Genomic DNA, 24,162 nt, shown 5'->3' on the forward strand with positions numbered 1-24,162 from the left:
ACCTGAGCTTCGTAGAAGCGACATGTTATAAGGGCGAATTTTATTAAATTGTTCAATGGCCAATACATACACACAGATCTATATTCACTATGTTTTTGTGGTGAAAGGAAGAAACAATATGATTAAGGAAACCTTCAGGGAAGAGTTACAAAAGTATATGACAGGCATTATTAAAAACCACAGACATCTATGCTTGGCCATCTATTCCATGCCCGACCACACGCATATTTTGGTGGGGTTAAACCCTATTCAGTCCGTTTCCGATTTAGCTAGAGAACTAAAAGCCAACTCTTCCAAATGGATTAATGAGAAAGGTTTTCTGAAAAACAAGTTTAACTGGCAAGTAGGCTATGGAGCATTTTCCTATGCTCAAAGTCAGGTTCAAACAGTGGTCAAGTACATCAATAATCAACCAGCACATAATAGAAAAACCACCTTCCGTGAAGAATACATCGATTTTCTTAGCAAATTTAGGGTCGACTATAAAGAGGAATACCTTTTCGAATTTCTAGACTAAATTGAACTCCTTCAAAGCTAAAATAACAGACATTCAATCAACAAGACACCTTTCAATGGTAAGTCTAGCCGCGGGTGATGTAAAATTGAAAAGCATTGTAATTGACACGGCTTCAACCTGTGATTATTTGCTTGTAGGAAAAGAGGTAAATGTGATTTTTAAAGAAATGGAAGTATCCATTTCAACCCAGCCAGACCTACCAATCAGCCTTCAGAATGAGATCACAGGTAAGATTACTCGACTTGAAATAGGCGAGATTCTTTCAAAAGTCACCTTAGAAACCGAAGTAGGCACAGTGGTTTCGGTAATCAGCACCAATTCGGCTGAAAGACTCGGCCTGAAGGAGGAACAACAAGTTTACGCCATGATCAAAACCAATGAAGTAATGCTTTCAGCAGAATGAATTGGCAGCCGATTATATTGACCTTGGAGTTGGCACTCATTACCACTGCCCTACTATTGTTGGTGGCAATTCCTTTGGCTAACTGGTTGGCCTATTCCAAAAGCAAAACCAAACCAATAATCGAAGCACTAGTTAGTATGCCATTAGTGCTACCGCCTACCGTTCTAGGCTTTTACTTGCTTATTGCCTTTAGTCCGAACAATGCTTTTGGAGAATGGCTAGACCAAAGCCTTGGCCTTCGCCTCATTTTCTCTTTCGAAGGGCTGGTTTTTGCCTCTATGATTTACAGCCTGCCATTTATGGTGCAGCCGATCCAAGCGGGACTTACAGCACTTCCTTCAAACATGAAGGAATCATCATATGTTTTAGGCTACTCCAAAACCACTACCCTTTTCAAAGTGTTGCTGCCCAACATTAAAGCAAGTTTGCTGAGCGGAATTGTACTGGCTTTTGCCCATACCATTGGCGAATTCGGTGTAGTGCTTATGATTGGTGGAAACATTCCGGGAGTAACCAAGGTGGCCTCCATTGCCATATACGATGAAGTTGAATCGCTCAATTACAGTGCTGCCAATCAATATGCTTTAGTGCTTTTACTCATCACTTTCAGCATTCTGGTAACGGTTTACATTATCAATCACCGCAACAAACAGCGTACAGCATGATCGAACTGAAGGTAAGAAAGACACTTTTATCACATCAGGGTAAAATGGAGCTTGATGTAGACCTTCAAATCGGCAAAGGCGATTTTGTGGTTGTTGGCGGAAAGTCTGGGGCTGGAAAAACCTCGTTGTTACGGATGTTGGCAGGACTGCTAAACCCAGATTCTGGCACTATTAAGGTAGCCGACAAAACCTGGTTCGATAAAGGCCAAAAACTGAACCTCTCTCCCCAACAAAGGCAGTTAGGCTTTGTTTTTCAAGATTTTGCCCTCTTCCCAAATATGACGGTTAGGCAAAATCTTGAATACGCGCTAAAAAAAGGGGCTTCTACAAACATTATTGATGAACTGATTGATATGATGGAACTGGGCGAATTGGAAAGCAGAAAACCTGACACCCTCTCTGGTGGGCAAAAACAGCGTGTTGCCCTAGCACGTTCTCTGGTGCAAAAGCCAAAAATACTCCTGCTTGACGAACCCCTCTCCGCACTTGACCCTGAGATTCGCGCCAAGCTGCAAGACTACCTTTCAAAGATTCATAAGGCTTTTGAACTTACCACCATTATGGTGAGCCACGATATTACCGAAGCCATTAAACTAGCCGATAGAATGATTGAACTTGATAATGGTAGTGTAACTAAAAGTGGTACACCTGCTCAGCTATTTGGCGATGCTAAGCTTAGTGGTAAATTTCAGTTTACAGGAATTGTGCTGACTATTGAGTCGCAAGACTTCTTAAACATACTTTCTTTGGTGGTAGGTAAAGAAGTGGTACGCGTGGTGGTAGATGAAAGTGAGGCAAAAAAATTAAGCCCTGGAGACAAAGTTATTGTTGCCTCCAAGGCTTTCAATCCTATTATTAAAAAGCTTTAGTCTACTACCCCATTCGATTCGCAGAAGGGTACTACTTCAATTGCTATCGAAGTTTCTGGTCGACTGGCCAATAGAGCTAAACAAACCGCGCAATTGCCTTCTTCTCGCTCGGCTACCGCCTTTACAAAGAAAGTCTCGCTAGGGTCATCAGGTAAATTCGATTCGCAGGGCATGTAAGTAAAGAATACATTGTCGTAAACCTTCTCGTCATATGCCGATTTCCAGCCATCTGTCAATTTACCATCGAGGTTGCCGCTGACTACTTGCAAAACGTATTGACCGCATATTTGCTCTACAATCTTAACCTCTGCACAATTCGAAATATTGGCCTTATCGCAACTGATTAATGCCAGTAAGGCAACCAAAGCACATCCTATTATTCTTTTCATTTCTTCAACCTTTTTTACCTAGACAGTAGCATGTAACAAAAGGTTGGAAACACATTAAGGTAGCGCGAAAATCTGATCATCAAGGCTATTGGTCGAATGCTTTTTAAACTCCAAATAGGCCTTGCCAAAACTGTCTTTCTCGTCTACCAATAAGTTCTTAAGCGAAAGAAAAACACGATAAGGTTTTAAAATGGTTTTTTGTGTATAATTCAAATCAATCCCTACAGTTTCGGAAACCCTATCGCCCAAAAAGAAGCTCATAATTGGTTCCACCATGCCTTCTACCAACGTGCCATTGGTTTCCTTGGTCAGGTAATTAACTAGCGATTTGGTGAGCTTTACGCCCGATTCAGACTTAGCAAATTGGCTCAGCCTAATTTCACGCTCCAGCTTAAAGGCTGCTTTGTTATCCGCTGGCAGCAAGTCTGGTTCTACACCCAGCATTTGACCCACGGCATTCCAATAATATATGTAGGCAAAAGCATCTTTTGAATCTACTTGTCTTCCAAGTTTTCTCAAACCTCTTATTACCAATAAGGAAAAGGCTAGATTGGTACCTGCCATGTCTTCTTGATTTACCGGTTCGCCTAGCTTTTCTACATCCCAATCGCCAGAGTTTTTGATGTACCAACGCACAGCTGCGTGCATTAGCCTCACCTTTAATATTACGGTTAGTCCTGCGCCATATTTATCGAAGGCACCAGATTTCATCACCTCAAAAACAAAAAGTGCAGTTTCGGAAAGTCGGGCTTTAGGGTCTTCTAAAATCTTTTTCGATCTGGACAATACTGCCGACCCATTGGCGGCCGCATAGCAGTAAGGCAACGATAAAAAGCCTAACAACATTAAATTGTCAGAAGCATATCTGTCGAAAAACTTCCTACCCTGAATCATCAGGTCTGAGTCGTACTTGGCAATAGTATCGTTGATGTTTTGTCTTAAAGCCACTAAAGATGCAGTGGCATCGCTACCGAAATCAATATCATTCCGGTTAAAGCCATTCAAAATGGCTTGTAGGTCTTTTCTTTTGTCAGGAAAATAGTCTGCTATGACGGCATCCGCCAAATCATCGCACACATATCTTGACACCTTTCTAGAGTTGGTACTTTTAGAATTTGTCATTAAGTAAAAGGTATTGGTCGAGTCTCTGTTGGGAAAAACATATTTTATCTTATTTATTCCCAATTAATTGTGCCAGACGGAAGTATTAATTGATGAGCAGCCAATTGTTGATTAAACACAAATTAGATATCTTCGAGCACCTAACTCCACAACACATGAAATACCTTTTTGTTATCTATATGGCGCTTTCTTTTTCGGGTTTACTTTTGGCGCAATCCCCCCCTTCAACCGATATTTATGTTTATGAATTAAAGGAGAAAAAAGGCAAAATCTCCATTACCAAAGGGGAAAATGTAACCAGGAGAGATGGTTATGATAACCAACCATTTTTCTACCGGAATGATTACTTGCTTTACTCCTCTTACAGAAACGGACAAACCGATATTTACGCCAAAGATTTGTACACCGGAGAAGAACAAGCGGCTACAAACACACCTGAAAGCGAGTACTCTCCTCATGTAATTCCCGGTTTCGACACTTTTGCGGCTGTTCGGCAAGATAAAGATGGCAGACAACGCCTTTGGCTCTACCATTTAAATGGCAAAACTAAGCCCGAACTGATCTTAGAAAAGGTTGAACCAGTGGGCTACTTTGCATACAACAAGCACAACGATGTACTTGCCTTTGTGCTTGGAGAGCCCATTACGCTTGTTTCGGCCAATGCCATGAAGGTTTACGATAACATAGTTACCAGTAATGTAGGCAGAACTATTAAAGTAATTCCGGGCACTGATGATTTTGCCTTTGAGCGAACAGAAGAAGATGGCTCAGTAATAATCTACAACTATGCTGTTAGCTCTGGTGAGTTTCAGAAAATTGTTAGTAAACCGGCAAATGCCAACGATTGGTGCATAACACAGGAAGGCACTTTTATAACCAGTGTGGACACCAAATTACTGGCTTACAACCCAAAACACCACAGCGACTGGCAAGAGATTGAAGACCTTGGCGAATTTGCTAAAAATGGAATCAGTCGGATGGCTGTTAACCAAGACAATAAACGAATTGCTATCGTTATCAATAATTGATACTACTTTTTTGACCGATAGCAGTGTACTAACTATATTAAATCGTATAATTGTTATTCGATAATTGTACCATTCAACCTGAAGTATTGACCCAATATGTTTAAGACTTACACTTTCCCTAGTGTTTTTGAGGGAAATATCACCGACCTTAGAAACGTTTCACCTGACCTTATTAATGGCTTAAAAATATTCCATAATGGCGAAGGGTATGTAATTGGTAATCTTGCACTTACAGAAGGAGTTTCTCCGCACAGAAACATCAATGCGGCACCAGATGAGCTAGACTACAGCTTACTACTTAAGTCTGGTTTGTTAGTAGCCAACCAAAAGTTAGGCAACCCGCTTAGCGTAACTACAGGTTTTCCTTTTTCTACTTTTCAGCTTTATAAAGAAACTGCCACTAACCTAATTAACACATCGCATGTAATCGATTATGATGCGGCAACCTTTGGTGGTGGTATTAAAAAGAGTGTTCAGGTAGAAATTGACAATGTTCAGGTGATCCCAGAGGTTATTGGTTGCACCATTGCCCTAAGAAAGGGAATTCAGAATGTAAGCGGCAATTTCTTTGTAATGTCGCTTGGTTACGGAACCCTAGAGGGACTATTGAGCACTGAGGGTGGTATTGTTCAAAGAACTTCACTTTCTACTTACGGTTTGCGTTACGCTGTAAACCTTTTGGAGAAAGAATTGGCTAAGCAATACTACTTAGAGCTTAAAACTGAGCATCAAATTGATGCGGCTTTCCAAAAAGGCGTAATATTCTTGAACAGAAAACGTATTGATATAAAGCCGCTTAGAGATAAAGTATTGAAGCAGTATTATGAAGATGTGATTTCTCCTGCAATGCGTAAAGCATTCAACGACAACGACTTCACTATCTCTCATCAAATGTTCCTTGCTGGGGGCGGTGCTATGTACCCTGCTTTGGTTGATTGTTTCAAACAAGAATTCCAGGATATTTTAGACCTAGAGGTTGCTCACGAGCCGCAAACATTGGCCAGCAAAGGCTATTGCATCAACTCATCGCAGTTAAATGGCGGTGTTAAGAGCAACGCAGTAGGCTTGGATATTGGAAATGCCACTACGATCGTTTCTGTATTCGATGAAAATAACTTAGTATCTGAAACCTCAATTCCCGCTGAATATTAATGAGTAAAAAGTCAACAGCCACCGCAAGTCCATCTACTCACATTACGCAGATAAAGGAAGGCTCTGTTATCAAAGGTAACATGACCTCTAAATGTAGTGTAAGGGTTGATGGACATGTTACTGGCGACATCGTTTCAGAGGAGAAGATCATTGTAGGGCAAAACGGAGAAGTTGGTGGCAACTTAAGTGGCACCGACATTCGCATTGAAGGTTATGTAAACGGTGATGTACTTTCGAATGGTATTTTGCAGCTGTCCAGCACGGCTAAAATCTTCGGTAAAATTTTTGCCAAGCAAATGTCGGTAGAAAATGGAGCCGAAATGAACGGAAAGGTAACTGTAGGCAAAGAAATAGAAGTGCCAGAGCTTGAAACCAGCTCCCCTTCCCGATCCACTCGGAACATTCAGATGAAGCCCGATGGCAGTAAAACAGATAATTATGGAAATGTAGCCTGGTAACCACCAGGCTTTTTCATTTTATACTTTTCCCCTCTCGCAGCATAGGTTATATTTGCGACCTTAAAATTTAGCAAATCACATGAGCAACCCATTGGTAGAAGAATTGAAATGGAGAGGCATGGTGCACGACATGATGCCCGGTACCGAAGAGCAACTTTCTAAAGAAGTAACTACTGGTTATGTGGGCTTTGACCCAACTGCCGACTCTTTGCACATTGGTAACCTTGTGCCTGTAATGTTGCTTGTGCATTTGCAACGTGCCGGCCACAAACCTGTTGCCTTGGTTGGTGGTGCTACCGGTATGGTGGGCGATCCTTCGGGCAAATCGGCCGAGCGACCTATGCTCGACTTAGACAAGCTGAACCACAACCTCAATTCGCAAAAGAAACAACTACAGAAGTTTTTGAACTTTGATTGCGGGGAGAATTCTGCGGAAATCGTAAACAACTACGATTGGTTTAAAGACATTTCTTTCCTAGACTTTATTCGCGATACAGGTAAGCACATTACCGTAAACTACATGATGTCGAAAGACTCTGTGAAAAACAGGTTGGAAACCGGCATGTCGTTTACTGAATTTACCTACCAGTTGGTGCAAGGTTATGACTTTTACCACTTGTACAACGAGAAAAACTGCCGCTTGCAAATGGGTGGTTCCGATCAGTGGGGAAACATTGTTACCGGCACAGAGCTAATTAGAAGGAAAGTACAAGGCGAAGCTTTTGCACTTACTGCTCCTTTAATTAAGAAAGCCGATGGTTCTAAATTCGGTAAGTCTGAAGGCGGAAACGTATGGTTAGATGCTGAAAAAACTTCTCCGTACAAATTCTACCAGTACTGGTTGAATACATCTGATGAAGATGCGAGCAACTTCATCCGTATTTTCACTTTGCTTTCTAAAGAAGAAATTGAAGCGTTGGAAAAAGAGCACAATGAGGCTCCTCACCTACGCGTATTGCAAAAAGCTTTGGCCGAAGACATTACAGTAAGAGTTCACTCTAAGGAAGATTTGGATACAGCCATTAAGGCCTCTAACCTACTCTTTGGCAAATCGACAACGGAAGATCTAGAGTCGATTGATGAAAATACTCTATTAGCTGTTTTTGAAGGCGTACCACAAGTAGATATTACCGCCAGCGAATTGGCCGAAGCCGAGGGTTACATTGACCTGCTTTCGACTACTACCAAAGAAGTGATCTTTAAATCGAAAGGTGAAGTACGCAGAATGCTGCAAGGCGGTGGTGTTTCCATCAATAAGGCCAAAATTGAAGACATGAATGCCAAGCCTGAGATTAAACTACTACAGGATAAGTACTTCTTAGTGCAAAAAGGAAAGAAAAATTACTACCTGATTACTGTTCAGTAGTTTCCACAACATCACCCTGAATTTAGTTCAGGGTCTTAAGAAAACGATACATCGAAACGTCATGCTTGTAAAAGGCATGGCGTTTTTTGTTTGGCTGTCCCCTACAGTTGACTAGAACTATATGTACATTATTAAGTAATTAAAATACAAAATTCAATTGCCTACATCTTGTTTTCGTTATCTTAAGCAAGAAAACACACACGGAAGACTAACTCCCCGTGATTTTCGAGAGACTAAAAAGGTGTGTATAGCACACCATATTGGACGGCTATAAGGAACTTTTGATTAATTATAAGGATATATGCGCCATTGTGGTGGCGCATAACTAACGTTACCAGCAATAAATGAAAACGAAAGAACTAAAGAATTTTCACAAAGTACTTTCTGAGTTAAACAACAGTTTTACTCACTATTCATTTGTATGGAATCAGTTCAACATTGACTATTCGGAAACTTTGGAGAAAAATCCAGAAATATTAACAAAGGATTACTTTGATGAGAACCCATTTAAGAGAAAACACAATATAAAGCTCTGTGAATTACGCAAAGAACATTCTAAAACAAACGAATCCTTAATCCAGGGGATTTTTCTACTGATATACACTCATTTTGAAAGTTACCTAAAAGACTTGCTCATATTCTCACAAAAGGTAAACGATAAAATAGAACCTTTAGAATCCAAACTCGAAGGAGTTGAAAATGACTTTATGCTCATTGACAAAGTCTTCAACAGAATTGAACCAAACAATCTCCAATCTGAATTGATGATTACTCTTGATTACATTAGGCTCAAAAGAAATCGTCTTATTCATAGTAACGCAGAAAACATAAGTAACTCCCTGAATAGGTTAATTAAAAAAGAAGGGATATCACTAAATAAGTATTGGAACTCCAAACTGCCTAGTGAACTGCAAGGAATTGATTTTAATGACAAGAAAAACGCAAACGAATTGACCTTCAGTGTAATAATTGACGTAATTAATATTTTCAGAGGTATATCTAATGAGATTGATAATGTTGTTACTGATAAACTGACAAAGAACTCTATAACAGAAGCTGAAATAATCCCAAAGTTTAAAGACGCAATCAGGAAAAAAATAAATGGAATAAAGACAGAAAGGGTTGTTTCAAAATTCGTCAAATACTGTCAATCTGAATATTCCATGACAGTTGATGACGAACAAATTAAATTATTAAAATGCAGTATAGTTTAATGGTAAAACACCCCCTCGGAGAAGAAATCAATGGTTTCTTGTCCAAGGGGCGACTGAGGTTCGATTCCTCATACTGCTCTATAAATTTGAATGTATAAATTATGATGAAGAGAACATCAAATGATGATTGTCTTTTATGTCAGAAGAATAAAGCCACAAAGAAAAATTCTCATATTGCATCTAAATTCTTAGGAAAATCAATATTAGGAGGGTCTGGTCCGAGAAAAGGTTATGTATTGGACTCTTCCAAACCCCATCCTGGTCTTAGGGTCTCCCTGAGACCATCCACCAAAAAAGTCCTAGCCTCCCCATAATCAGACAGGCCAGACACTCATATCTTAGCCCTCGCATATAAAGTATAATTATTAACTTAATGGACGCAGGATCTGAAGCTATGAGTATTAAGCGTGATGGACGCTGACAAAATAAATTCAGATCAATGGGGCGCAGTTCGGTCTAAAAAACAGATAACATGCACATTAGCTTTAACCTTAAGAATGGGTTAATTCCCATCCTTGCTTTAATCATTTTTGGTTGCGGTATTGGAAATCGCTCTTCTGAAAATGGCTTCTCAGAGTTTAAGTCTACAGATACTTTAGAAATAGAACTACCACTAGAGTTTTTATCCTTAACCAAGTGGACCACTTACAATCATCAAGATAAACAGATTCTTGTGGAATATGGCCCAGGCAGCAATAACAGCTTGGTTATTCATCAGGTGGATTTTCTCTTAGGCAAGTATTTAGAGCCAATAATCATCCCTCAACAAGGGCCTAACGGATATAATTCAGGTGGAGCTTCTGTTTATTTCAAAACTCGTGATTCACTTTTTGTATATCCTGTCGGATCACCACATTTCTACTTGTATAATAGCTCGGGTCAATTAGTGAAAAAATACCTTTATAACGCTATCGATTATTCAAGTTATACTGTAGGAGGCTATTATTCTACCGCGGTTTTCTTAAATGAGAAAATGTTTATACCAACAGCTCAACCACTTAGATTTGACGACCCTCAAATCTTTACCAAATTAACCCCAATAAGGTCATTTGATTTTGACAGCAATCAATTCATTGACTCTATCGCTTATCCTAAATACACAAAAAACAAGTCTATAACTATTGATAGACTGTCCCCTAGTTTAGCGGGAATAAATAAGGATTCTCTAGTGATTAATTATCGATTTTCCGATTCTGTTTACTTCTGGAATCCAGTATCAAATAAATTGTCCAGCTTATATCTAAGCGATGATAAGTTTGGTAAGCCTAAGTTGTTCGATCGTTATCCAGGTCGTGCAGAGGGGATAGAATTCAAAGTTAGAGAGGTTGATTTTGGAACAACGATTTACCACAATAAACGTCTCTTCAGAATCATTAATTATGTTTCTAAAAAAGACAAGTCGCTTGAAGCTTTCGAGATTTTACAATATGACAAACGTAAAATGGCATTACTTGAGTATGATCTAGAGACAAAGACAAAAAAGCTATACGAGCTTGCATTGGCTAAATATCTCACCTTTATTGACGATTATTTATTTGTGGGAGGTGTATCTATTAGAGAGGATGGGGATAAAACGCTTAGAACATTCCTTAGATATAAACTTGAGTAATCCGCACTCTGGTTCTAGCCCCTCGCTGAGACCATTTACCTCCAACAAAAAAGTCTTAGCGAGATGCTAAGACTAGATTAGGAGAAAAGCCCCAATCTAACCCTTCCCCAAGTGGGAAGGCTTCTGGCTTGTGCTAAACCTATCTACTCTCTTTTTCACCCTGAGCGAAGCCGAAGGGTCGGCCAAGTGGCTTCGTTATCGGAGTACCAGTTAATCAGGAATCAGCGACAAGTAGTTTAGTTATTGGTAAATCCGTTCATGGTTCGAAGTTGGTTACCGTAAAAGTCAATTGATTCCGTCATACTGAACTTGTTTCAGTATTCCATCGATCTTGCACCTAATTAGGAAATTGGGGGATTAGTAAAATAGTGTGCTAGGCTTGTCCGCTCTCCTTTTCACCCTGAGCGAAGCCGAAGGGTCGACCAAGTGACTCGTTATCAGTAAACCAGAAAACAGTAGGTAAACTTTGACAAACTGAAGCAATTAGCTAGTGGCTTATCCTTTCTCGGCATCAGTTTCTCCATTTAAAAATTTGTCAAAGCTATCACCGGCCTATATGTTGATTACAAATCGGTCTTTCGTACATCCTCGTTACAAACGATGATAAAAAAACCAATACCCCACCCAAATTCGTCCCTTAGGGACTAGACACGGGTAGATATTTACTGCTTGCCAGAAGCAACTAAACTTAACGCAGAATCATACCCTCCAAAACAATCTATTCTTGTTACTTCCTTCCAGCTCAAGGACATCCTATCCAACCAAACTCCTTCATCACTTATTTCCAAAATTTCAAAACCTAAAGAATCGTATTCAGATATTTGTCCAACATAACATACAGTATTGTCAATTTCCTCAGTATAAAAAACACCTAAGCTCTTATTATCCTTTAGATACGAGACAATTCCATTCCATGAGGTTTCTTTATCAAAATGGTCAAATTTATTTAACTCACCCTTCAGTTCAAGAGCATTCATCCTAAACTCAGATTTCTCTGGCTTTAAAATATAATTACTCAAATCACTTACCCTAATCAAAGTGTAGCCATCTATGATTATTAAATCATCGTGAACAAACTTCAGGAATATCCAATCCTGTTCAATAAATACAGGAATCCCATCTAAATATTCGTCTTCAAGGTCAAGACCATCCCTAAAAAATCTTCCATACTGGCCTATCTTGATATTATTTGAATACATACTAATAATCGTTATAAACTTCCCTTCGCCAGATTACCAACAGACAAAACACAAATTCGATTTGAAGAACTAATCATAATACTACAAAAGAAAAACGTCACACCTTTACAGGCATGACGCTATAATTTGAGTTTAACTAATCTTCATTTACTATGATAATCTCTTTGGTAGCAACGGCACTGGCTTGAAAAAAGCCCATGGCACCATTGCTTAAATTGGTTCGAGGATTGGCTGGTGGCGGACTAAACATGCCCCCATCACTATTAATTAGGTTGTTCAAGTCGTTATAGAAGATAAACGCCTCTCGGGTAAGGCTGTACATTTCGGCACGTACCAAATCACCAGGAATGTAATACCCCGCCAATTCTATATCGTCAATTGTTTCGCCCAAAAGGTTGTCATCGGCAAAGTAAACGTCAGATGGAGAATCCTTGATGAGCGAGTCGTTTCTATAAAACTTAAACAAATACTGATCCTGACGCTCCTGAGGTTCTTTCGCATAAAACAGCACCTCATAAACTGGCCCAGGCCCTCTATCTTCAATGGCATCTTCATCGTCAGTAAGCTGCTGTGCCAGCGAATCGATAGGCGTTACAGGCAGCAACTCATCTTGTGCCTCATATACATTTTCACCCAACTCTACCCTCAAAGAATAGGTACGGCCTATGGCACCAATAAAGTCTCCCGCGGCATAGTAGTAACCTTCCGTTTCTGGCTCTCCCGATGGATTATGCACAAAATCAGCGTAGTTACCCGTTTCATCCGACACCGTTACAATAGCATTTGTAATGCGTTCGGTACTGCCCGTTTCGTAAAAAGACCGGCTCTTGGTCACCTTCACAAAGTTTCTACCGGCAGTATTCGTTACCATACCTTCAATAATCACTTGTTCTTCGGCCGTAGCGGTATCAATGGTTATTGGCTCATCGCAGGCCCAAACCAAGGCCAGCACAAGCATTAGCGAGTATATATATTTTATGTTCATCGTGTTCATTTTTAAAATTCAATGTTGAAGGTTACTGAAGGAAGAATTGGAAATAGATAGATCAAACGGGCTTCTTTTTCGGTGCCATCCCCTATCACATTACCGTCATCATCTTGCTTAACTTGAGTGTAAATGGTAAACGGGTTTTTACGGCTATACACATTGTATAGGGAGAATACCCAAGATGTTTTATAGTTTCTATCGGCATTCTTTCTTGGGTACAATGTTGCGCTCAAGTCCATTCTATTAAAGTCTGGCAGCTTATAACCGTTGCGTTCAGTAATCACATCTGGTAAGTAACCGTCACCATATTCGTAACTACCTGTTGGCAGTGTAATTGGTCTACCGGTAGCGTAAGTAAAGCTTCCCCCAAACACCCATTTATCGCTGTAATCGTAAGTGGCCACTACGTTAAGGCTATGTCTTCTATCGTGGTTGGCTAAAAACGATTTGCCCAAGTTTACGCCCGGCACCGTACGCTCTACCCTCGACCAAGTGTAAGACACAAAACCAGTAAGCTTACCTTCCTTCTTTTGCACCATAACCTCGGCACCATATGCCTCCGACTTACCCTGTCTGAACTCTGTTACCAGATCTTCATTAAAGAATATTTGTGCGTTATCAGCAAAATCGGTCACATTTTGAAAACGCTTATAAAAAGTCTCAAAAGAGATTGAATAAGCATTATTCTGCAAATCGTGGAAGTAGCCCAGCGCAAACTGATCGGCCAACTGAGGTTTTAAATAAACGGAACTCGGCACCCAAGTATTGAAAGGCACCGGCACCGTTCCGCTCGAAACCAAGTGTGTATTTTGCACCATTCGGTTATAGCTAGCCTTTAAACTTGTAGCGCTTGTGAGCAAGTATCGCGCAGCAAAACGCGGCTCAAGGTTTACATAGGTCTTTATGTTTTCGAAAGCTCCGTAAGTGGTAGAATCAACTCTTACCGGATTGATGTTGTCTTGCGGATCGGCATATTCATACACCGTTTGCTTACCTATACTCTGGAAAACCGAAAGCCTGGCCCCATATTGCAAGGAAAGCTTATCCGAAATTTGATGCTCCATTCCGGCATACAGTGAATGATCAAGTGCATATTCGCTTGGCAATTTGGTGTCGCTAAAAATGGATTCGGCCCCACTTTCTATATTGCCCGCCTCGAATACGCGATAAGTAACATGGTAGCCAAAATCGAGCGAAAGGCGTGGATTAAAAAAGAAGTTAAGGTCTTCCTTAAGCGTATATTCTGTCAGGCTCGAGTCCCAGTCAAAAGCATCCACCTGATTCTCTGAACCCAAGCCGTAATCGAACTTACTGGCAACCAAAGAGGTGTTAGAGAATAGCTTATCGCTAAAAAGGTGATTCCACCGGAATGTAGCCGTTTTATTCCCCCAGTTAAAACCAAAATCATCACCAAAGCTGAACTTGTCGCGGCCAGCGTAAAGCGACAAGAAAAAGCGGTTGTTGTTATTGGCACGCCAGTTCATTTTGGCGTTGATGTCGTAAAAGTGCACCAGGTTATCTTGATTGGCTGCTTTCAAAAATAAGTCTACATAAGACCTTCGGGCCGAAATGATGTAGGAACTCACATCCTTTTTAATTGGGCCTTCAACCATTACGCTGCTGGCAAGTGTTCCTATTCCGGCCTCACCGCCAAACTCTTTGTTATTACCGTCTTTGGTCCTTACTTCTAAAATTGACGAAAGTCTTCCACCAAAACGGGCAGGAATTCCGCCCTTGTACAGTTCCGAATCCTTGATAACATCGGCATTAAATACCGAAAAAAGCCCAAATAAGTGAGAGGGATCATAAACCGGAGCCTCATCAATCAATATCAAATTCTGATCGGCACTACCACCACGCACGAAAAAGCTAGAAGTACCCTCGCCTGCTGAAATAACGCCAGGCATCATTTGCACTGTTTTAATAATATCGGGCTCTCCAAAAAGTGCCGGCAGTTTTTTCACCTGCTCTACATTCAATTCGTTCTTACTCATTTGAATGCCCACCACATTAACATCTTGGCGTTCCGAAGTCACCACAACTTCTTCCAGATCGGTAAACTCATCCTCTAGCTCTACATTAAGCTCTGTGTTTTTATCAAGCGTAATGATTTGCTCCTTGGTTTTGAAACCGATATAACTATAAAGTACCGTATACTGCCCTTCAGGCAAGGTTAAAGAGTAAAAACCATATGGGTTTGAAATCACCCCATTGGCCTGTTCTTTCACATAAACCGTAACGCCTATTAGCTCTTCCCCAGAACTTGCCGCCCGGACATATCCATTTAATGTGAATTTTTGTTGTGCCGAGACTGCGAAACATAGCATAGTCAGCCCGAGCACCAAAAGTGTTCTTTGCATTTTGTGTTGTTGTTTTGAGTTGTTGAGATCAATAAACTATCGATCGTTCTGCTACATGACGTGTGTAATATCAAACACACGTATGCCCTTTGAAATAAAAGTCGAATTGAATAGCCAAAAGGTTTACAAAGTGGCGAAATAAGTTTTTGTTAACCTCAATTCGGCAGCAAAAAGGAACAGCCTATTGAGCAGAAAACTGTTTAAGCTTATGCGAAGCTTCTAGCATAGAAAGCTCGTATTTGGTGTACTCATAGCCTATTCTGAACAGCTCTTGAGATTTTTTAAAATCGAATGTACCGAATCTTCTAAGCTCGCGCGGTAGCAAGTACAAATCGCACAGTCTGCTGCTGTACTCCACATTGGCGCTTAGTGCCAGCATTGACACGCGCTCTATCATGCGTTTTGGGCCATCAAGGTCCTTTTCGGGTAGAATTGGCGCCACATTTACTCCAATAATAATGTCACAACCTTCTTGCAGCAACACTTCTGTCGGTAGGTTGTTCAGAATACCGCCATCTACATAATCATCCTCCCCAATTCTTACCGGGTCGAAAATTACCGGAATACAGCACGAGGCCATTAAGGCAAGTTTTAAAGAACCGGAATTGAAAATCTCAGGCCGGCCTTTGTTCAGGTTGGTAGTAGATACAAAAAGAGGAATCTTGGCATGAGCGAATGAGTCTTCTGCCAAGAATTTATCATAGATCAATTCAGATTTTTGAATGCTTAGCAAACCCGTTGTGCTAAATGCTGGCCAAATAAGTTTTAGAATGTTGGTTTTTTCGAAAATACTGAGCGTTTCTTGCGGAGAGTAACCATAAGCATGAAATGCAGCCGCCAGAGAACCGGCACTTGCACCACTAATTACATGCACAGGAATATTGGCCTCTTGCAATGCCTGTAGTACTCCCAAATGTGCAAAGCCACGTGCACCGCCTCCTGATAGCGTCAAGCCAACCTTCATTACAGTTCCGAAAGTTTAAATGTTTTATCTAAGCGAACGCCCTTTTCAGTATGCTTTACAGTACAGCATTCATGTTGGCTATCATGCTCCAAAAAGAGCACATATTCATTATCGGCTGCTTCTTTCAAAAAGACTTCTTTCTCCTGCAAAGTCAACAGTGGCCGGGTGTCGTAACCCATTACATAAGGCAAAGGAATATGCCCAACTGAAGGCAGCAGATCGGCCATAAACACAAGTGTTTTGCCTTTATACTGAATTTTAGGCAGCATCTGTTTATCGGTATGGCCATCAGCAGTTATTATTTCAAACTGTGAGAATGGAGAGCTTCCATCCAACGGAACAAAGTCCAACTGGCCACTTTGCTCAATCGGTAAAATGTTTTCTTTCAGGAAAGATGCTTTCTCTCTTGCATTTGGTTGGGTAGCCCATTGCCAGTGGTCTTTGTTCGACCAGTACTTGGCGTTCGGAAAATGAAGTTCGAATTGATCACCAGCATCATCGGCATAGTCCACTGCCCCACCACAATGGTCGAAGTGCAAGTGCGTAAGAAATACATCCGTAATGTCGCTTCGGTCGAAGCCTAGTTGTTTTAGCGAACCATCAAGCGAAGCATCGCCATGTAAGTAATAGTGGCTGAAGAATTTAGCGTCTTGCTTGTTACCAATTCCGGTATCGATGAGCATGAGCTTGTTGCCATCTTCAATCAACATGCAGCGCATAGCCCAAGTACAAAGATTGTTTGCATCGGCAGGGTTTGTTCTTTCCCAAAGTACCTTGGGTACCACGCCAAACATTGCTCCTCCATCGAGCTTAAAAAAGCCCGTATCTACCACGTGTAACTTCATAGTTTCGAAGATATCAGCTTATCCAACGCTTTACAAACATCTACCAACTCATCGTACTTTTCATTTCTATTTGCCAGCATATTGAAATAGCTTCCCATTAAATTAATGGCCTCGTTGGTTTTTAAAGGAGTTGAATCCTCAATCCTATCTTCTATGGGGTGAAATGCCACATTTTTTAATATGTATGGATACATACTGTTTGAAACTAACTCATCGACAAACTTATCTGCCCTGCGCAAATCACTGTAAGAAAGCGTGTAATATTTTACCAAGGCTTGTCGCAACTCGAAATCTGAAAGTAGGTTTAAATCGCCCGAATTGATCATTGAGAGATAAGTACCATTGTTACCGCTAAAATATGGTGTGCTGTAGGTGGCTGTAACATGCCTTCTGCTAAAGCTATCGACCGGGGCCTTCATGTAAATAAACTTAAACATGTCTCCTGTTAGGGAAATAAGCTGGTTTGTGGTATCAATGTGTTCTTTCAGCTCACTGATGTCGTTTGCCAAATCTGCCTGAAGGGCGCGCAAATACTGAGCTTCTTTCTCATCCTGCTTTACATTTTCAGAATAACTCTCTAAGGCGAAAGCTATGGTAATGCCCACAATCACCACCATTAGTTCGGCAAAGTACTGCCCCAGCTTCTTATTCTTTCTAGCCATTTTCAAATTGGTTGATACTCAATAAAAATGGGCATAAAAAAAGCCAACTGAAACAGTTGGCTTTCAAATATTTTAATGCGGTGCGTTACTCAATAACCTCACCCATATCAGAGAATTTCTCAATTCGCGTATTAATACGCTCTTCGGCAGACTGCGCTAAAAGCGGCTCAAGCTCTTCAAGAATACGCGCTTTCAGGGTATTGCTCATCCACTTAATGTTGCGGTGAGCACCACCAAGAGGCTCTTCAATAATGCCGTCAACAAGGCCAAAGCCTGTCATATCTTCGGCTGTTAATTTCAAAGCTTCAGCTGCTTGCTCCTTGTAGTCCCAGCTTCTCCAAAGAATAGAAGAGCAAGACTCTGGAGAAATTACAGAATACCAAGTATTTTCAAGCATTAATACCTTGTCTCCAACACCAATTCCAATGGCTCCACCAGAAGCACCTTCACCAATAATCACACAGATTACCGGCACTTTTAGCATAAACATATCGCGAATGTTTCTCGCAATAGCTTCACCTTGGCCTCTTTCTTCCGCCTCGAAACCTGGGTAAGCACCCGGAGTATCTATAAGCGTTACAATTGGCTTGTTGAATTTCTCGGCCATTTTGAATAGACGAAGTGCCTTGCGGTATCCCTCAGGATTAGCCATACCAAAGTTGCGCATTTGGCGCTGTTTGGTATTTCTACCCTTCTGCTGACCTACAAACATTACAGTTTGGTCGCCAAGCGTACCAAAACCACCAACCATTGCTTTATCGTCCTTCACGGTTCTGTCTCCGTGCAGCTCAATAAAGTCATCAGTCATGTTATAAATATAGTCTAAGGTGTAAGGTCTTTCAGGGTGTCTCGACAGTTGCACTTTCTGCCATCTGGTGAGATTCTTGTAAGTCTCTTCCTTCAATTTCTGAATTTTGGTCTCCAACGATTTTACATCGTCCGAAACATCAACTTTGCTATTTTCTGCCAGCCTTTTCATTTCGGCTAGCTTATCTTCCAAATCCACTATGGGTTGTTCGAATTCCAAAAGCATTCAATTTGATTTTTTTGAAGCTACAAAACTAAATATTAAACTGCTACCGTTCTTACTTTTTCCGAAAAAACAACATTATTCGTTCTGTCGTCTACTCAGTAACGATTTTTAAGCTTAATTAGTGAGTATGGAACAAAGCCCTCTTATAGAGTCAAACATTAGAACCATAAAAAACACCCTGCTTATATTTTTAGCGATAGTAGGGATTATGATTATTAAAGCCCTTTCGGGACTTTTAATTCCTTTGGCCTTTGCCATTTTTGTTGGCCTAATGCTACAGCCGGTTATTCTGTATTTAGATAAAAAGAACTGGCCTTATTCTGTAAGCATTACGCTCATCACCATTCTTACGCTGGGCTTTCTCTTTCTTATAGGACTGATTGTATTCGATACAGGTGCTCAAATTGTTGATCAAAAAGATAAGCTGTTGGCTCAAATCGATGCGAAGTTCATCGACATTATTGACCAACTTTCTTTCATTCCCGGGGTTTCCAGTGTAGAAACCAGTGGTTTCATTCAAACACTGAACAAGCTGATCTCTGTTGATTTTCTGCTGAGCACATCGGGTATTGTGGCCGGACAGCTCGGTACATTCACCTTCAATTTTATATTGAGTGCCATTTACCTTGTGGCTGTACTGGGCAGTATTGTGCGCTACGAAAAGTACATTGGCTACTTAGAAGGTGATGACCAAAAAGGTAAGGAAAGGCTTATCAATTCCTTTCTAGAAATTAAAACAGCCATTGTAAGCTATATGAAAGTGAAGTTCTTTACCAGTTTTTGCACAGGGGTGTTCTTTGGTAGCATAAGCTGGATATTCGGAGTTGACTTTGCCTTGTTCTGGGGCTTCTTGGCCTTTTTACTCAATTTTATTCCTACTGTCGGCTCAATTGCTGCCACCATACCACCAGTACTTTTAGGACTTATTCAAATCGATTCAACTGGTAGTTTCTTCCTGTTTATTGGATTACTTATTGCCACACAATTTATTTGGGGTAACGTAATTGAGCCGCTATTAATGGGCTCTTCCGTGGCCTTGAACACCGTAACCGTAATTCTTGGCCTTGTAGTTTGGGGCTATATTTGGGGCGTAGCGGGCATGCTGCTTTCTGTACCGTTAATTGTACTGGCACGTGTAATTTTAGCCCAAATACCAGATGCAGACATGCTGGTAAAACTGATGGGAAGAAGCGAACTGAAAAAACAAAAAGCATAAATTTTGGAGAATACCTCTGCCTTTGAGCATCAAGCAATGGCTACTTATTTTAAGTTGACCATTTATAACGAAACGGCCGAATACGCGGAGAATGCCGCTCAGCAGGCTTTTAATCTAATTGATGAGTTGGAAGATAAGCTGAGCCGATTTAGGCCAGACAGTGATATTTCGCGGATTAACAAACTAAAAAAAGACGAGCACTTACCAATTGACTTCGAAACTTGGGAAGCGCTTAAAATAGCCATTGCCTGCCATACCGAAAGTCATGGTACTTTTGATGTTGGTGTAGCCGAACACATGAAGATTTTCCGAGCTGGCAAAGAAGGTATTCTCAATGAATACGAAACCCACAAAGCCTTGGAAAAAGCCCAAGCCATGAAAAAACAGGCCAGCATTTATGTGGATCCTGAGCAGCCTAGGGTCTACTGTGTTAACCCTGGCATGTATTTCGACTTGGGAGGAATTGGCAAGGGCTATGCGCTGGACAAGGTGGATGAGTTAATGCAAGAGCTGGAAATCAAGACCTTTACCTTTAGTGCGGGAGACAGCACTTTGATGATCAAAAACGATGTAAGTGTAAAGCCTTACTTCACTTATCAAATCACCGCCAAGTTAGACAAGCACCGCCTCGACTTGGGTAACATAAGCGTGAGCGCCAGTGGCACTTTTCATCAAGGCAGCCATATATTCGACCCCCGCACGGGACAAAATGATTTTAAGCCAAACTTTGAGCGCGTATGGGTAGCAGCAAAGAATGCCACCTACTCAGATGCCTTTTCAACAGCCTGCTTCATTCTATCATTACCAGAAATTGAGGAAATAGTGCAAACGAATGAACAAATCGAATGGGTGGCCTATGCAATCGATGGAAAACTGACCATTCTTAGGAAAAATCAACTATCTTAAGAGCCGGATTTTAATCGTCCACTTATTTTTTAGAAACGCGAAAATTTTCAGATTGCTATGGAAAAATCTAACAGAAGAGACTTCATTAAAAAGTCGTCACTCTTCGGTACTGGTTTACTACTGGCCAGTCCATTCAACATTACAGCTAATCCACTTAAAGCTGCCGATAAAGTAAATATTGCCATTGTAGGTTGCGGAGGCCGCGGAAGCGGCATGATCTTTAGTAACATACCGAAGATCCCGAGTGCTAACCTTGTTGCAGTTTGCGACATAGTTGAAAGCCGTAGAGAGCGTGCAAAAGAGCGCTACAATGCTCAGTATGATGCCAATGTAAATGCATACGAGGATTTCTATGAAATGATAGAAAAAGAAAACCTTGATGCTGTAGCATTTGCAACTCCAGACTTTTGGCACATGCAACACTCGGTAGATGCCCTAAACGCTGGCATTCACGTGTATTGCGAAAAAGCCATGTCGAACAATATTGAAGATGCTAAGAAAATGGCCCTTGCCATGAAGAGCACCGGCAACTTGCTTCAGATTGGCCGCCAAAGAAGATCGAACGACAGGTACCGTTTCACCCACCAAATTTTGCTTGAGCAAGAGCAAATGATGGGACGCTTAACCCATGCCATGGGCCAATGGAACAGGTCTAAAATTCACTTGCTTCAGCCAAACAAGAATGACAATTTGGACATGAAGCAGCTTAAGAAATATGGCTTCGATACTGTAGATCAGGTTTACAACTGGAGAAACTACAAAAAGCTAGGTGGTGGTGTAGTTTCAGATTTAGGTTCTCACCAAATCGATATCTTCAACTGGTTCTTAGGTGCTTACCCGCACACTGTTTATGCTACAGGTAACAACTCGTACTTTGGCTTTGAGCAGGCAGATACCATGGCAACCATTTTGGAGTATGATACGCCAAAAGGTCCTGCAATTGGTATTTACGAGAACGTTTCGAACTCTAGAGCAATTGGTGTTTACGAAAGATTTATTGGAGATGAAGGCTCTATGAATATTTCAGAAAGCACTGAAAACAAAATCTTTAGAGAAGCTAGTGTTCCTGAAGAGAAGTGGAAGAAGTTTGAAGACAAAGGTTACATTGCTAACCTTGCTAACATGAAAGAGTACAAGGAAAAAGAACTTGGTGACTCTGGAATTAAGGAAACTGCTCCGCAAATCAGCTACGACATTAAGGACATGAGCGGCATGGACAAGGTTTACAACCTACAAGCCCACACTGCTCACCTTTACAACTTTGTAGAGTCTGTTCGTGGTGAGGAAAAACTTAACTACGATGCAATCGAATCTTACAAGTCTGAGGTTTGTATCTACAAAATTCACGAGGCAATTAATGCTGGCGGTGCCCGTATTAAAATCGATCCGAAAGAATACGAGATTTAATCTCAATAATAACTCACCAAAAAGCCCCAAATGGGGCTTTTTTTATGCTCTATCAATACAAACCCCATCCTTCCCTCCTTTAATCAGTTTTCAATCAGGATAAATGCTATATTTAAATAGCTACTTAAAACTGGACAATACTAACCTGAATATTATGATGATAAAGGCATTTCGTTTATCCCTACTGCTATTCTTCGTTACTGTTTCTTTCGAAATGAATGCTCAGAACGAAATAGTAGACTTTCCTAGAAATCGATTGGCGTTGGTTATGGGCAATGCGCACTTACCTAGCGGTGTAGATGCTAATGGTGAAAAAGTCTGGAAAGTGCTACCTTCTTGGGGACTGGATTATGACTATCGCATTGACGAAAAATGGGCAATTGGTATTCACACCGATATGTTCATCGAAACATTCGAGGTAACCCGCGAGGTAGACAATGGCCCTGATGAGATAATAGAGCGCTCCTCTCCTTTTTCAGCCGTTTTTACAGGTTCTAGAAAGTTCGGAGAGCACTTTACTCTAATGGCAGGTTATGGCCAGGAATTCTCCAAAGAAGAAACCCTTTCGCTACTTAGAATTGGTGCCGAATATGGTTGGGAAATCGGAGAAAATTGGGAACTTGGCCTAAGCCTGATGTTCGATGACAAATTTGACACCTATACCTCCTGGACATTCGGTGTTGGAGTAAGCAAATTCTTTTAAGAAACCCCAAATTAACATGCGAAGTACCCCCTTCTATTATAAAGCATTCCTTCTTTCATTATTAATAACTGGCATTTCTTGTGCTGGCAAAAAAGAAAACAAACAAGAACAGCCACCTACTCAAGCACCTGCCGGTATGGTTTGGGTGCCAGGCGGTAGCTATACAGTTGGCAGCCAAGATGAACATGCCAACCGAAGTGAAGGCCCAGCTTACGAGGTTAAAGTTAGTGGCTTTTGGATGGACGAAACGGAGGTCACCAATGCTCAATTCCGGAAGTTTGTTGAAGCAACTGGCTACAAAACCGTGGCAGAACGCCCAGTAGACTGGGAGGAATTGAAGAAGCAAGTGCCCCCTAGCACTCCTAAACCGGCAGATTCATTACTGCAACCCGGCTCGCTCATCTTTCACCCTTCTGAAGTAGCTAACTTGTACGATTTGTCGCAGTGGTGGGCATGGTCAATCGGTAGTGACTGGCAGCATCCATATGGGCCAGAAAGTAATATTGATGGAAAAGACAACCATCCTGTGGTACACATAGCTTACGAAGACGCAGTGGCATATGCCAACTGGGCGGGTAAAAGGCTACCTACAGAAATTGAATGGGAAGTAGCTGCAAGAGGCGGTAAACACCAATCATTTCAATGGGGAGAAGAACTAACGCCAGAAGGAAAGTACCTGGCCAACTTTTTTCAAGGAGGCTTTCCGTATAACAACATGCCGAAAGACGGCTTTGAAAAATCTGCACCTGTAAAATCTTACCCTGCCAACGCTTATGGCTTGTACGACATGATTGGAAATGTTTGGGAGTGGACTAGCGATTGGTATCGCCCCGACACGCACGTAAGAAACAGCCAAGCACAAAACGAGAAAGCCCGAGTAAACCCAGTCGGTCCACCAAGAAGTTACGACCCTAACGACCCTATGACACCCAAGCGCGTAACTAAAGGCGGCTCGTTCCTTTGCAGCGATCAGTATTGTAGCAATTATAGACCAAGTGCGCGAATGGCTACGGCATACGACTCAGGGCAGGAACATTTAGGGTTTAGACTTGTAAGAAGCGCTCAGTAGATGCAAGTACATAATGGA

Annotated in this window: 24 protein-coding genes and 1 tRNA gene; 16 read left to right on the forward strand and 9 right to left on the reverse strand. The window is 41.2% G+C overall.

The window, feature by feature from the left end; all coding sequences use genetic code 11:
- Nucleotides 1-55 precede the first annotated feature (55 nt).
- Genes tnpA through BMW98_RS11245 form a run of 4 tightly spaced genes read left to right on the forward strand, consistent with a single transcriptional unit; the run spans nucleotide 56 to nucleotide 2,454 of the window.
- Nucleotides 56-517: an IS200/IS605 family transposase gene (gene tnpA, locus BMW98_RS11230; protein WP_090258682.1), complete on the forward strand. Its 462-nt coding sequence runs from the start codon at nucleotides 56-58 to the stop codon at nucleotides 515-517.
- A gap of 55 nt (nucleotides 518-572) precedes the next feature.
- On the forward strand, nucleotides 573-920 hold the full coding sequence (locus tag BMW98_RS11235) for a TOBE domain-containing protein (RefSeq protein WP_139177512.1): 348 nt from the start codon (nucleotides 573-575) through the stop codon (nucleotides 918-920).
- Nucleotides 917-1,585, forward strand: coding sequence for a molybdate ABC transporter permease subunit (gene modB, locus BMW98_RS11240; protein ID WP_090258684.1), 669 nt, complete (start codon nucleotides 917-919; stop codon nucleotides 1,583-1,585). Before BMW98_RS11235 ends, modB begins: the two co-directional genes overlap by 4 nt.
- Entirely contained in the window at nucleotides 1,582-2,454 is an 873-nt protein-coding gene (locus tag BMW98_RS11245; protein WP_090258685.1) for an ABC transporter ATP-binding protein, read from the forward strand. The genes modB and BMW98_RS11245 overlap by 4 nt, the downstream gene beginning before the upstream one ends.
- Here the strand turns inward: BMW98_RS11245 and BMW98_RS11250 are convergent.
- Both BMW98_RS11250 and BMW98_RS11255 read right to left on the reverse strand, forming a co-directional pair.
- A complete protein-coding gene (locus tag BMW98_RS11250) occupies nucleotides 2,451-2,843 on the reverse strand; it encodes a hypothetical protein (RefSeq protein WP_090258686.1) in 393 nt (130 codons plus the stop codon). The two genes, BMW98_RS11245 and BMW98_RS11250, sit on opposite strands and share 4 nt — an antisense overlap.
- Nucleotides 2,844-2,897: 54 nt before the next feature.
- Nucleotides 2,898-3,965, reverse strand: a complete 1,068-nt coding sequence (locus tag BMW98_RS11255; RefSeq protein WP_090258687.1) for an oxygenase MpaB family protein — start codon at nucleotides 3,963-3,965, stop codon at nucleotides 2,898-2,900.
- 155 nt (nucleotides 3,966-4,120) lie between these two features.
- Here BMW98_RS11255 and BMW98_RS11260 point away from each other — a divergent pair, with 155 nt between their 5' ends.
- The 7 genes from BMW98_RS11260 (at nucleotide 4,121) to BMW98_RS11285 (ending at nucleotide 10,792) form a co-directional block, all read left to right on the forward strand.
- Nucleotides 4,121-4,993: a TolB family protein gene (locus BMW98_RS11260; RefSeq protein WP_139177515.1), complete on the forward strand. Its 873-nt coding sequence runs from the start codon at nucleotides 4,121-4,123 to the stop codon at nucleotides 4,991-4,993.
- Nucleotides 4,994-5,089: 96 nt separating this feature from the next.
- Nucleotides 5,090-6,145 carry a ParM/StbA family protein gene (locus BMW98_RS11265; protein ID WP_090258689.1) on the forward strand — a complete coding sequence of 352 codons (1,056 nt, stop codon included), beginning with the start codon at nucleotides 5,090-5,092 and terminating at the stop codon, nucleotides 6,143-6,145.
- A complete protein-coding gene (locus tag BMW98_RS11270; RefSeq protein WP_090258690.1) occupies nucleotides 6,145-6,603 on the forward strand; it encodes a bactofilin family protein in 459 nt (152 codons plus the stop codon). Before BMW98_RS11265 ends, BMW98_RS11270 begins: the two co-directional genes overlap by 1 nt.
- A gap of 79 nt (nucleotides 6,604-6,682) precedes the next feature.
- Nucleotides 6,683-7,969, forward strand: coding sequence for a tyrosine--tRNA ligase (tyrS, locus tag BMW98_RS11275; protein WP_090258691.1), 1,287 nt, complete (start codon nucleotides 6,683-6,685; stop codon nucleotides 7,967-7,969).
- A 344-nt stretch (nucleotides 7,970-8,313) separates the two neighbouring features.
- Complete coding sequence (locus tag BMW98_RS11280) at nucleotides 8,314-9,183, forward strand: hypothetical protein (RefSeq protein ID WP_090258692.1); 870 nt, start codon at nucleotides 8,314-8,316, stop codon at nucleotides 9,181-9,183.
- A tRNA-OTHER gene (locus BMW98_RS20450) sits at nucleotides 9,170-9,262 on the forward strand. The genes BMW98_RS11280 and BMW98_RS20450 overlap by 14 nt, the downstream gene beginning before the upstream one ends.
- A gap of 393 nt (nucleotides 9,263-9,655) precedes the next feature.
- Nucleotides 9,656-10,792, forward strand: a complete 1,137-nt coding sequence (locus BMW98_RS11285; protein ID WP_090258693.1) for a hypothetical protein — start codon at nucleotides 9,656-9,658, stop codon at nucleotides 10,790-10,792.
- Nucleotides 10,793-11,454: 662 nt separating this feature from the next.
- On the opposite strand, the gene BMW98_RS11290 is transcribed toward BMW98_RS11285, so the two are convergent.
- The 7 genes from BMW98_RS11290 to BMW98_RS11320 all read right to left on the reverse strand — a co-directional run bounded on the left by BMW98_RS11290 (nucleotide 11,455) and on the right by BMW98_RS11320 (nucleotide 18,843).
- Complete coding sequence (locus BMW98_RS11290) at nucleotides 11,455-11,991, reverse strand: hypothetical protein (RefSeq protein ID WP_090258694.1); 537 nt, start codon at nucleotides 11,989-11,991, stop codon at nucleotides 11,455-11,457.
- Nucleotides 11,992-12,127: 136 nt separating this feature from the next.
- On the reverse strand, nucleotides 12,128-12,976 hold the full coding sequence (locus BMW98_RS11295; RefSeq protein ID WP_162844740.1) for a DUF4249 domain-containing protein: 849 nt from the start codon (nucleotides 12,974-12,976) through the stop codon (nucleotides 12,128-12,130).
- Between the two features lie 11 nt (nucleotides 12,977-12,987).
- On the reverse strand, nucleotides 12,988-15,339 hold the full coding sequence (locus BMW98_RS11300) for a TonB-dependent receptor (protein ID WP_162844739.1): 2,352 nt from the start codon (nucleotides 15,337-15,339) through the stop codon (nucleotides 12,988-12,990).
- A 181-nt stretch (nucleotides 15,340-15,520) separates the two neighbouring features.
- Nucleotides 15,521-16,303: a patatin-like phospholipase family protein gene (locus BMW98_RS11305; protein ID WP_090258696.1), complete on the reverse strand. Its 783-nt coding sequence runs from the start codon at nucleotides 16,301-16,303 to the stop codon at nucleotides 15,521-15,523.
- Nucleotides 16,303-17,148, reverse strand: a complete 846-nt coding sequence (locus BMW98_RS11310; protein WP_090258697.1) for an MBL fold metallo-hydrolase — start codon at nucleotides 17,146-17,148, stop codon at nucleotides 16,303-16,305. Before BMW98_RS11310 ends, BMW98_RS11305 begins: the two co-directional genes overlap by 1 nt.
- Nucleotides 17,145-17,810, reverse strand: a complete 666-nt coding sequence (locus BMW98_RS11315) for a DUF6090 family protein (protein ID WP_090258698.1) — start codon at nucleotides 17,808-17,810, stop codon at nucleotides 17,145-17,147. The genes BMW98_RS11310 and BMW98_RS11315 overlap by 4 nt, the downstream gene beginning before the upstream one ends.
- 85 nt (nucleotides 17,811-17,895) lie before the next feature.
- Nucleotides 17,896-18,843 carry an acetyl-CoA carboxylase carboxyltransferase subunit alpha gene (locus BMW98_RS11320; protein ID WP_090258699.1) on the reverse strand — a complete coding sequence of 316 codons (948 nt, stop codon included), beginning with the start codon at nucleotides 18,841-18,843 and terminating at the stop codon, nucleotides 17,896-17,898.
- 127 nt (nucleotides 18,844-18,970) lie between these two features.
- Between BMW98_RS11320 and BMW98_RS11325 the strand changes: the two genes are divergently transcribed.
- The 5 genes from BMW98_RS11325 to BMW98_RS11345 all read left to right on the forward strand — a co-directional run bounded on the left by BMW98_RS11325 (nucleotide 18,971) and on the right by BMW98_RS11345 (nucleotide 24,144).
- Nucleotides 18,971-20,059: an AI-2E family transporter gene (locus BMW98_RS11325; RefSeq protein ID WP_090258700.1), complete on the forward strand. Its 1,089-nt coding sequence runs from the start codon at nucleotides 18,971-18,973 to the stop codon at nucleotides 20,057-20,059.
- 3 nt (nucleotides 20,060-20,062) lie between these two features.
- The gene (locus BMW98_RS11330; protein ID WP_139177518.1) at nucleotides 20,063-20,965 is read left to right on the forward strand and encodes an FAD:protein FMN transferase; all 903 of its coding nucleotides are present in this window, start codon (nucleotides 20,063-20,065) and stop codon (nucleotides 20,963-20,965) included.
- Between the two features lie 57 nt (nucleotides 20,966-21,022).
- A complete protein-coding gene (locus tag BMW98_RS11335) occupies nucleotides 21,023-22,372 on the forward strand; it encodes a Gfo/Idh/MocA family protein (RefSeq protein ID WP_090258702.1) in 1,350 nt (449 codons plus the stop codon).
- Nucleotides 22,373-22,475: 103 nt separating this feature from the next.
- Complete coding sequence (locus tag BMW98_RS11340; protein ID WP_090258703.1) at nucleotides 22,476-23,075, forward strand: hypothetical protein; 600 nt, start codon at nucleotides 22,476-22,478, stop codon at nucleotides 23,073-23,075.
- A 16-nt stretch (nucleotides 23,076-23,091) separates the two neighbouring features.
- Entirely contained in the window at nucleotides 23,092-24,144 is a 1,053-nt protein-coding gene (locus BMW98_RS11345; protein WP_090258704.1) for a formylglycine-generating enzyme family protein, read from the forward strand.
- Nucleotides 24,145-24,162 lie beyond the last annotated feature (18 nt).

Source organism: Roseivirga pacifica (assembly GCF_900111145.1).
Classification (GTDB): domain Bacteria; phylum Bacteroidota; class Bacteroidia; order Cytophagales; family Cyclobacteriaceae; genus Roseivirga; species Roseivirga pacifica.

What these genes read in the sequence shown, in the direction of transcription:
- BMW98_RS11305 (WP_090258696.1), bottom strand. Translation starts at nt 16,303, where the DNA reads ATGAAGGTTGGCTTGACGCTATCAGGAGGCGGTGCACGTGGCTTTGCA.
- modB (WP_090258684.1), top strand. Translation starts at nt 917, where the DNA reads ATGAATTGGCAGCCGATTATATTGACCTTGGAGTTGGCACTCATTACC.
- BMW98_RS11270 (WP_090258690.1), top strand. Translation starts at nt 6,145, where the DNA reads ATGAGTAAAAAGTCAACAGCCACCGCAAGTCCATCTACTCACATTACG.
- BMW98_RS11285 (WP_090258693.1), top strand. Translation starts at nt 9,656, where the DNA reads ATGCACATTAGCTTTAACCTTAAGAATGGGTTAATTCCCATCCTTGCT.
- BMW98_RS11260 (WP_139177515.1), top strand. Translation starts at nt 4,121, where the DNA reads ATGAAATACCTTTTTGTTATCTATATGGCGCTTTCTTTTTCGGGTTTA.
- BMW98_RS11320 (WP_090258699.1), bottom strand. Translation starts at nt 18,843, where the DNA reads ATGCTTTTGGAATTCGAACAACCCATAGTGGATTTGGAAGATAAGCTA.
- BMW98_RS11325 (WP_090258700.1), top strand. Translation starts at nt 18,971, where the DNA reads ATGGAACAAAGCCCTCTTATAGAGTCAAACATTAGAACCATAAAAAAC.
- BMW98_RS11280 (WP_090258692.1), top strand. Translation starts at nt 8,314, where the DNA reads ATGAAAACGAAAGAACTAAAGAATTTTCACAAAGTACTTTCTGAGTTA.
- BMW98_RS11290 (WP_090258694.1), bottom strand. Translation starts at nt 11,991, where the DNA reads ATGTATTCAAATAATATCAAGATAGGCCAGTATGGAAGATTTTTTAGG.
- BMW98_RS11255 (WP_090258687.1), bottom strand. Translation starts at nt 3,965, where the DNA reads ATGACAAATTCTAAAAGTACCAACTCTAGAAAGGTGTCAAGATATGTG.
- BMW98_RS11340 (WP_090258703.1), top strand. Translation starts at nt 22,476, where the DNA reads ATGCTATATTTAAATAGCTACTTAAAACTGGACAATACTAACCTGAAT.
- BMW98_RS11335 (WP_090258702.1), top strand. Translation starts at nt 21,023, where the DNA reads ATGGAAAAATCTAACAGAAGAGACTTCATTAAAAAGTCGTCACTCTTC.
- tnpA (WP_090258682.1), top strand. Translation starts at nt 56, where the DNA reads ATGGCCAATACATACACACAGATCTATATTCACTATGTTTTTGTGGTG.
- BMW98_RS11250 (WP_090258686.1), bottom strand. Translation starts at nt 2,843, where the DNA reads ATGAAAAGAATAATAGGATGTGCTTTGGTTGCCTTACTGGCATTAATC.
- BMW98_RS11300 (WP_162844739.1), bottom strand. Translation starts at nt 15,339, where the DNA reads ATGCAAAGAACACTTTTGGTGCTCGGGCTGACTATGCTATGTTTCGCA.
- BMW98_RS11235 (WP_139177512.1), top strand. Translation starts at nt 573, where the DNA reads ATGGTAAGTCTAGCCGCGGGTGATGTAAAATTGAAAAGCATTGTAATT.
- BMW98_RS11265 (WP_090258689.1), top strand. Translation starts at nt 5,090, where the DNA reads ATGTTTAAGACTTACACTTTCCCTAGTGTTTTTGAGGGAAATATCACC.
- BMW98_RS11245 (WP_090258685.1), top strand. Translation starts at nt 1,582, where the DNA reads ATGATCGAACTGAAGGTAAGAAAGACACTTTTATCACATCAGGGTAAA.
- tyrS (WP_090258691.1), top strand. Translation starts at nt 6,683, where the DNA reads ATGAGCAACCCATTGGTAGAAGAATTGAAATGGAGAGGCATGGTGCAC.
- BMW98_RS11315 (WP_090258698.1), bottom strand. Translation starts at nt 17,810, where the DNA reads ATGGCTAGAAAGAATAAGAAGCTGGGGCAGTACTTTGCCGAACTAATG.
- BMW98_RS11295 (WP_162844740.1), bottom strand. Translation starts at nt 12,976, where the DNA reads ATGAACATAAAATATATATACTCGCTAATGCTTGTGCTGGCCTTGGTT.
- BMW98_RS11310 (WP_090258697.1), bottom strand. Translation starts at nt 17,148, where the DNA reads ATGAAGTTACACGTGGTAGATACGGGCTTTTTTAAGCTCGATGGAGGA.
- BMW98_RS11345 (WP_090258704.1), top strand. Translation starts at nt 23,092, where the DNA reads ATGCGAAGTACCCCCTTCTATTATAAAGCATTCCTTCTTTCATTATTA.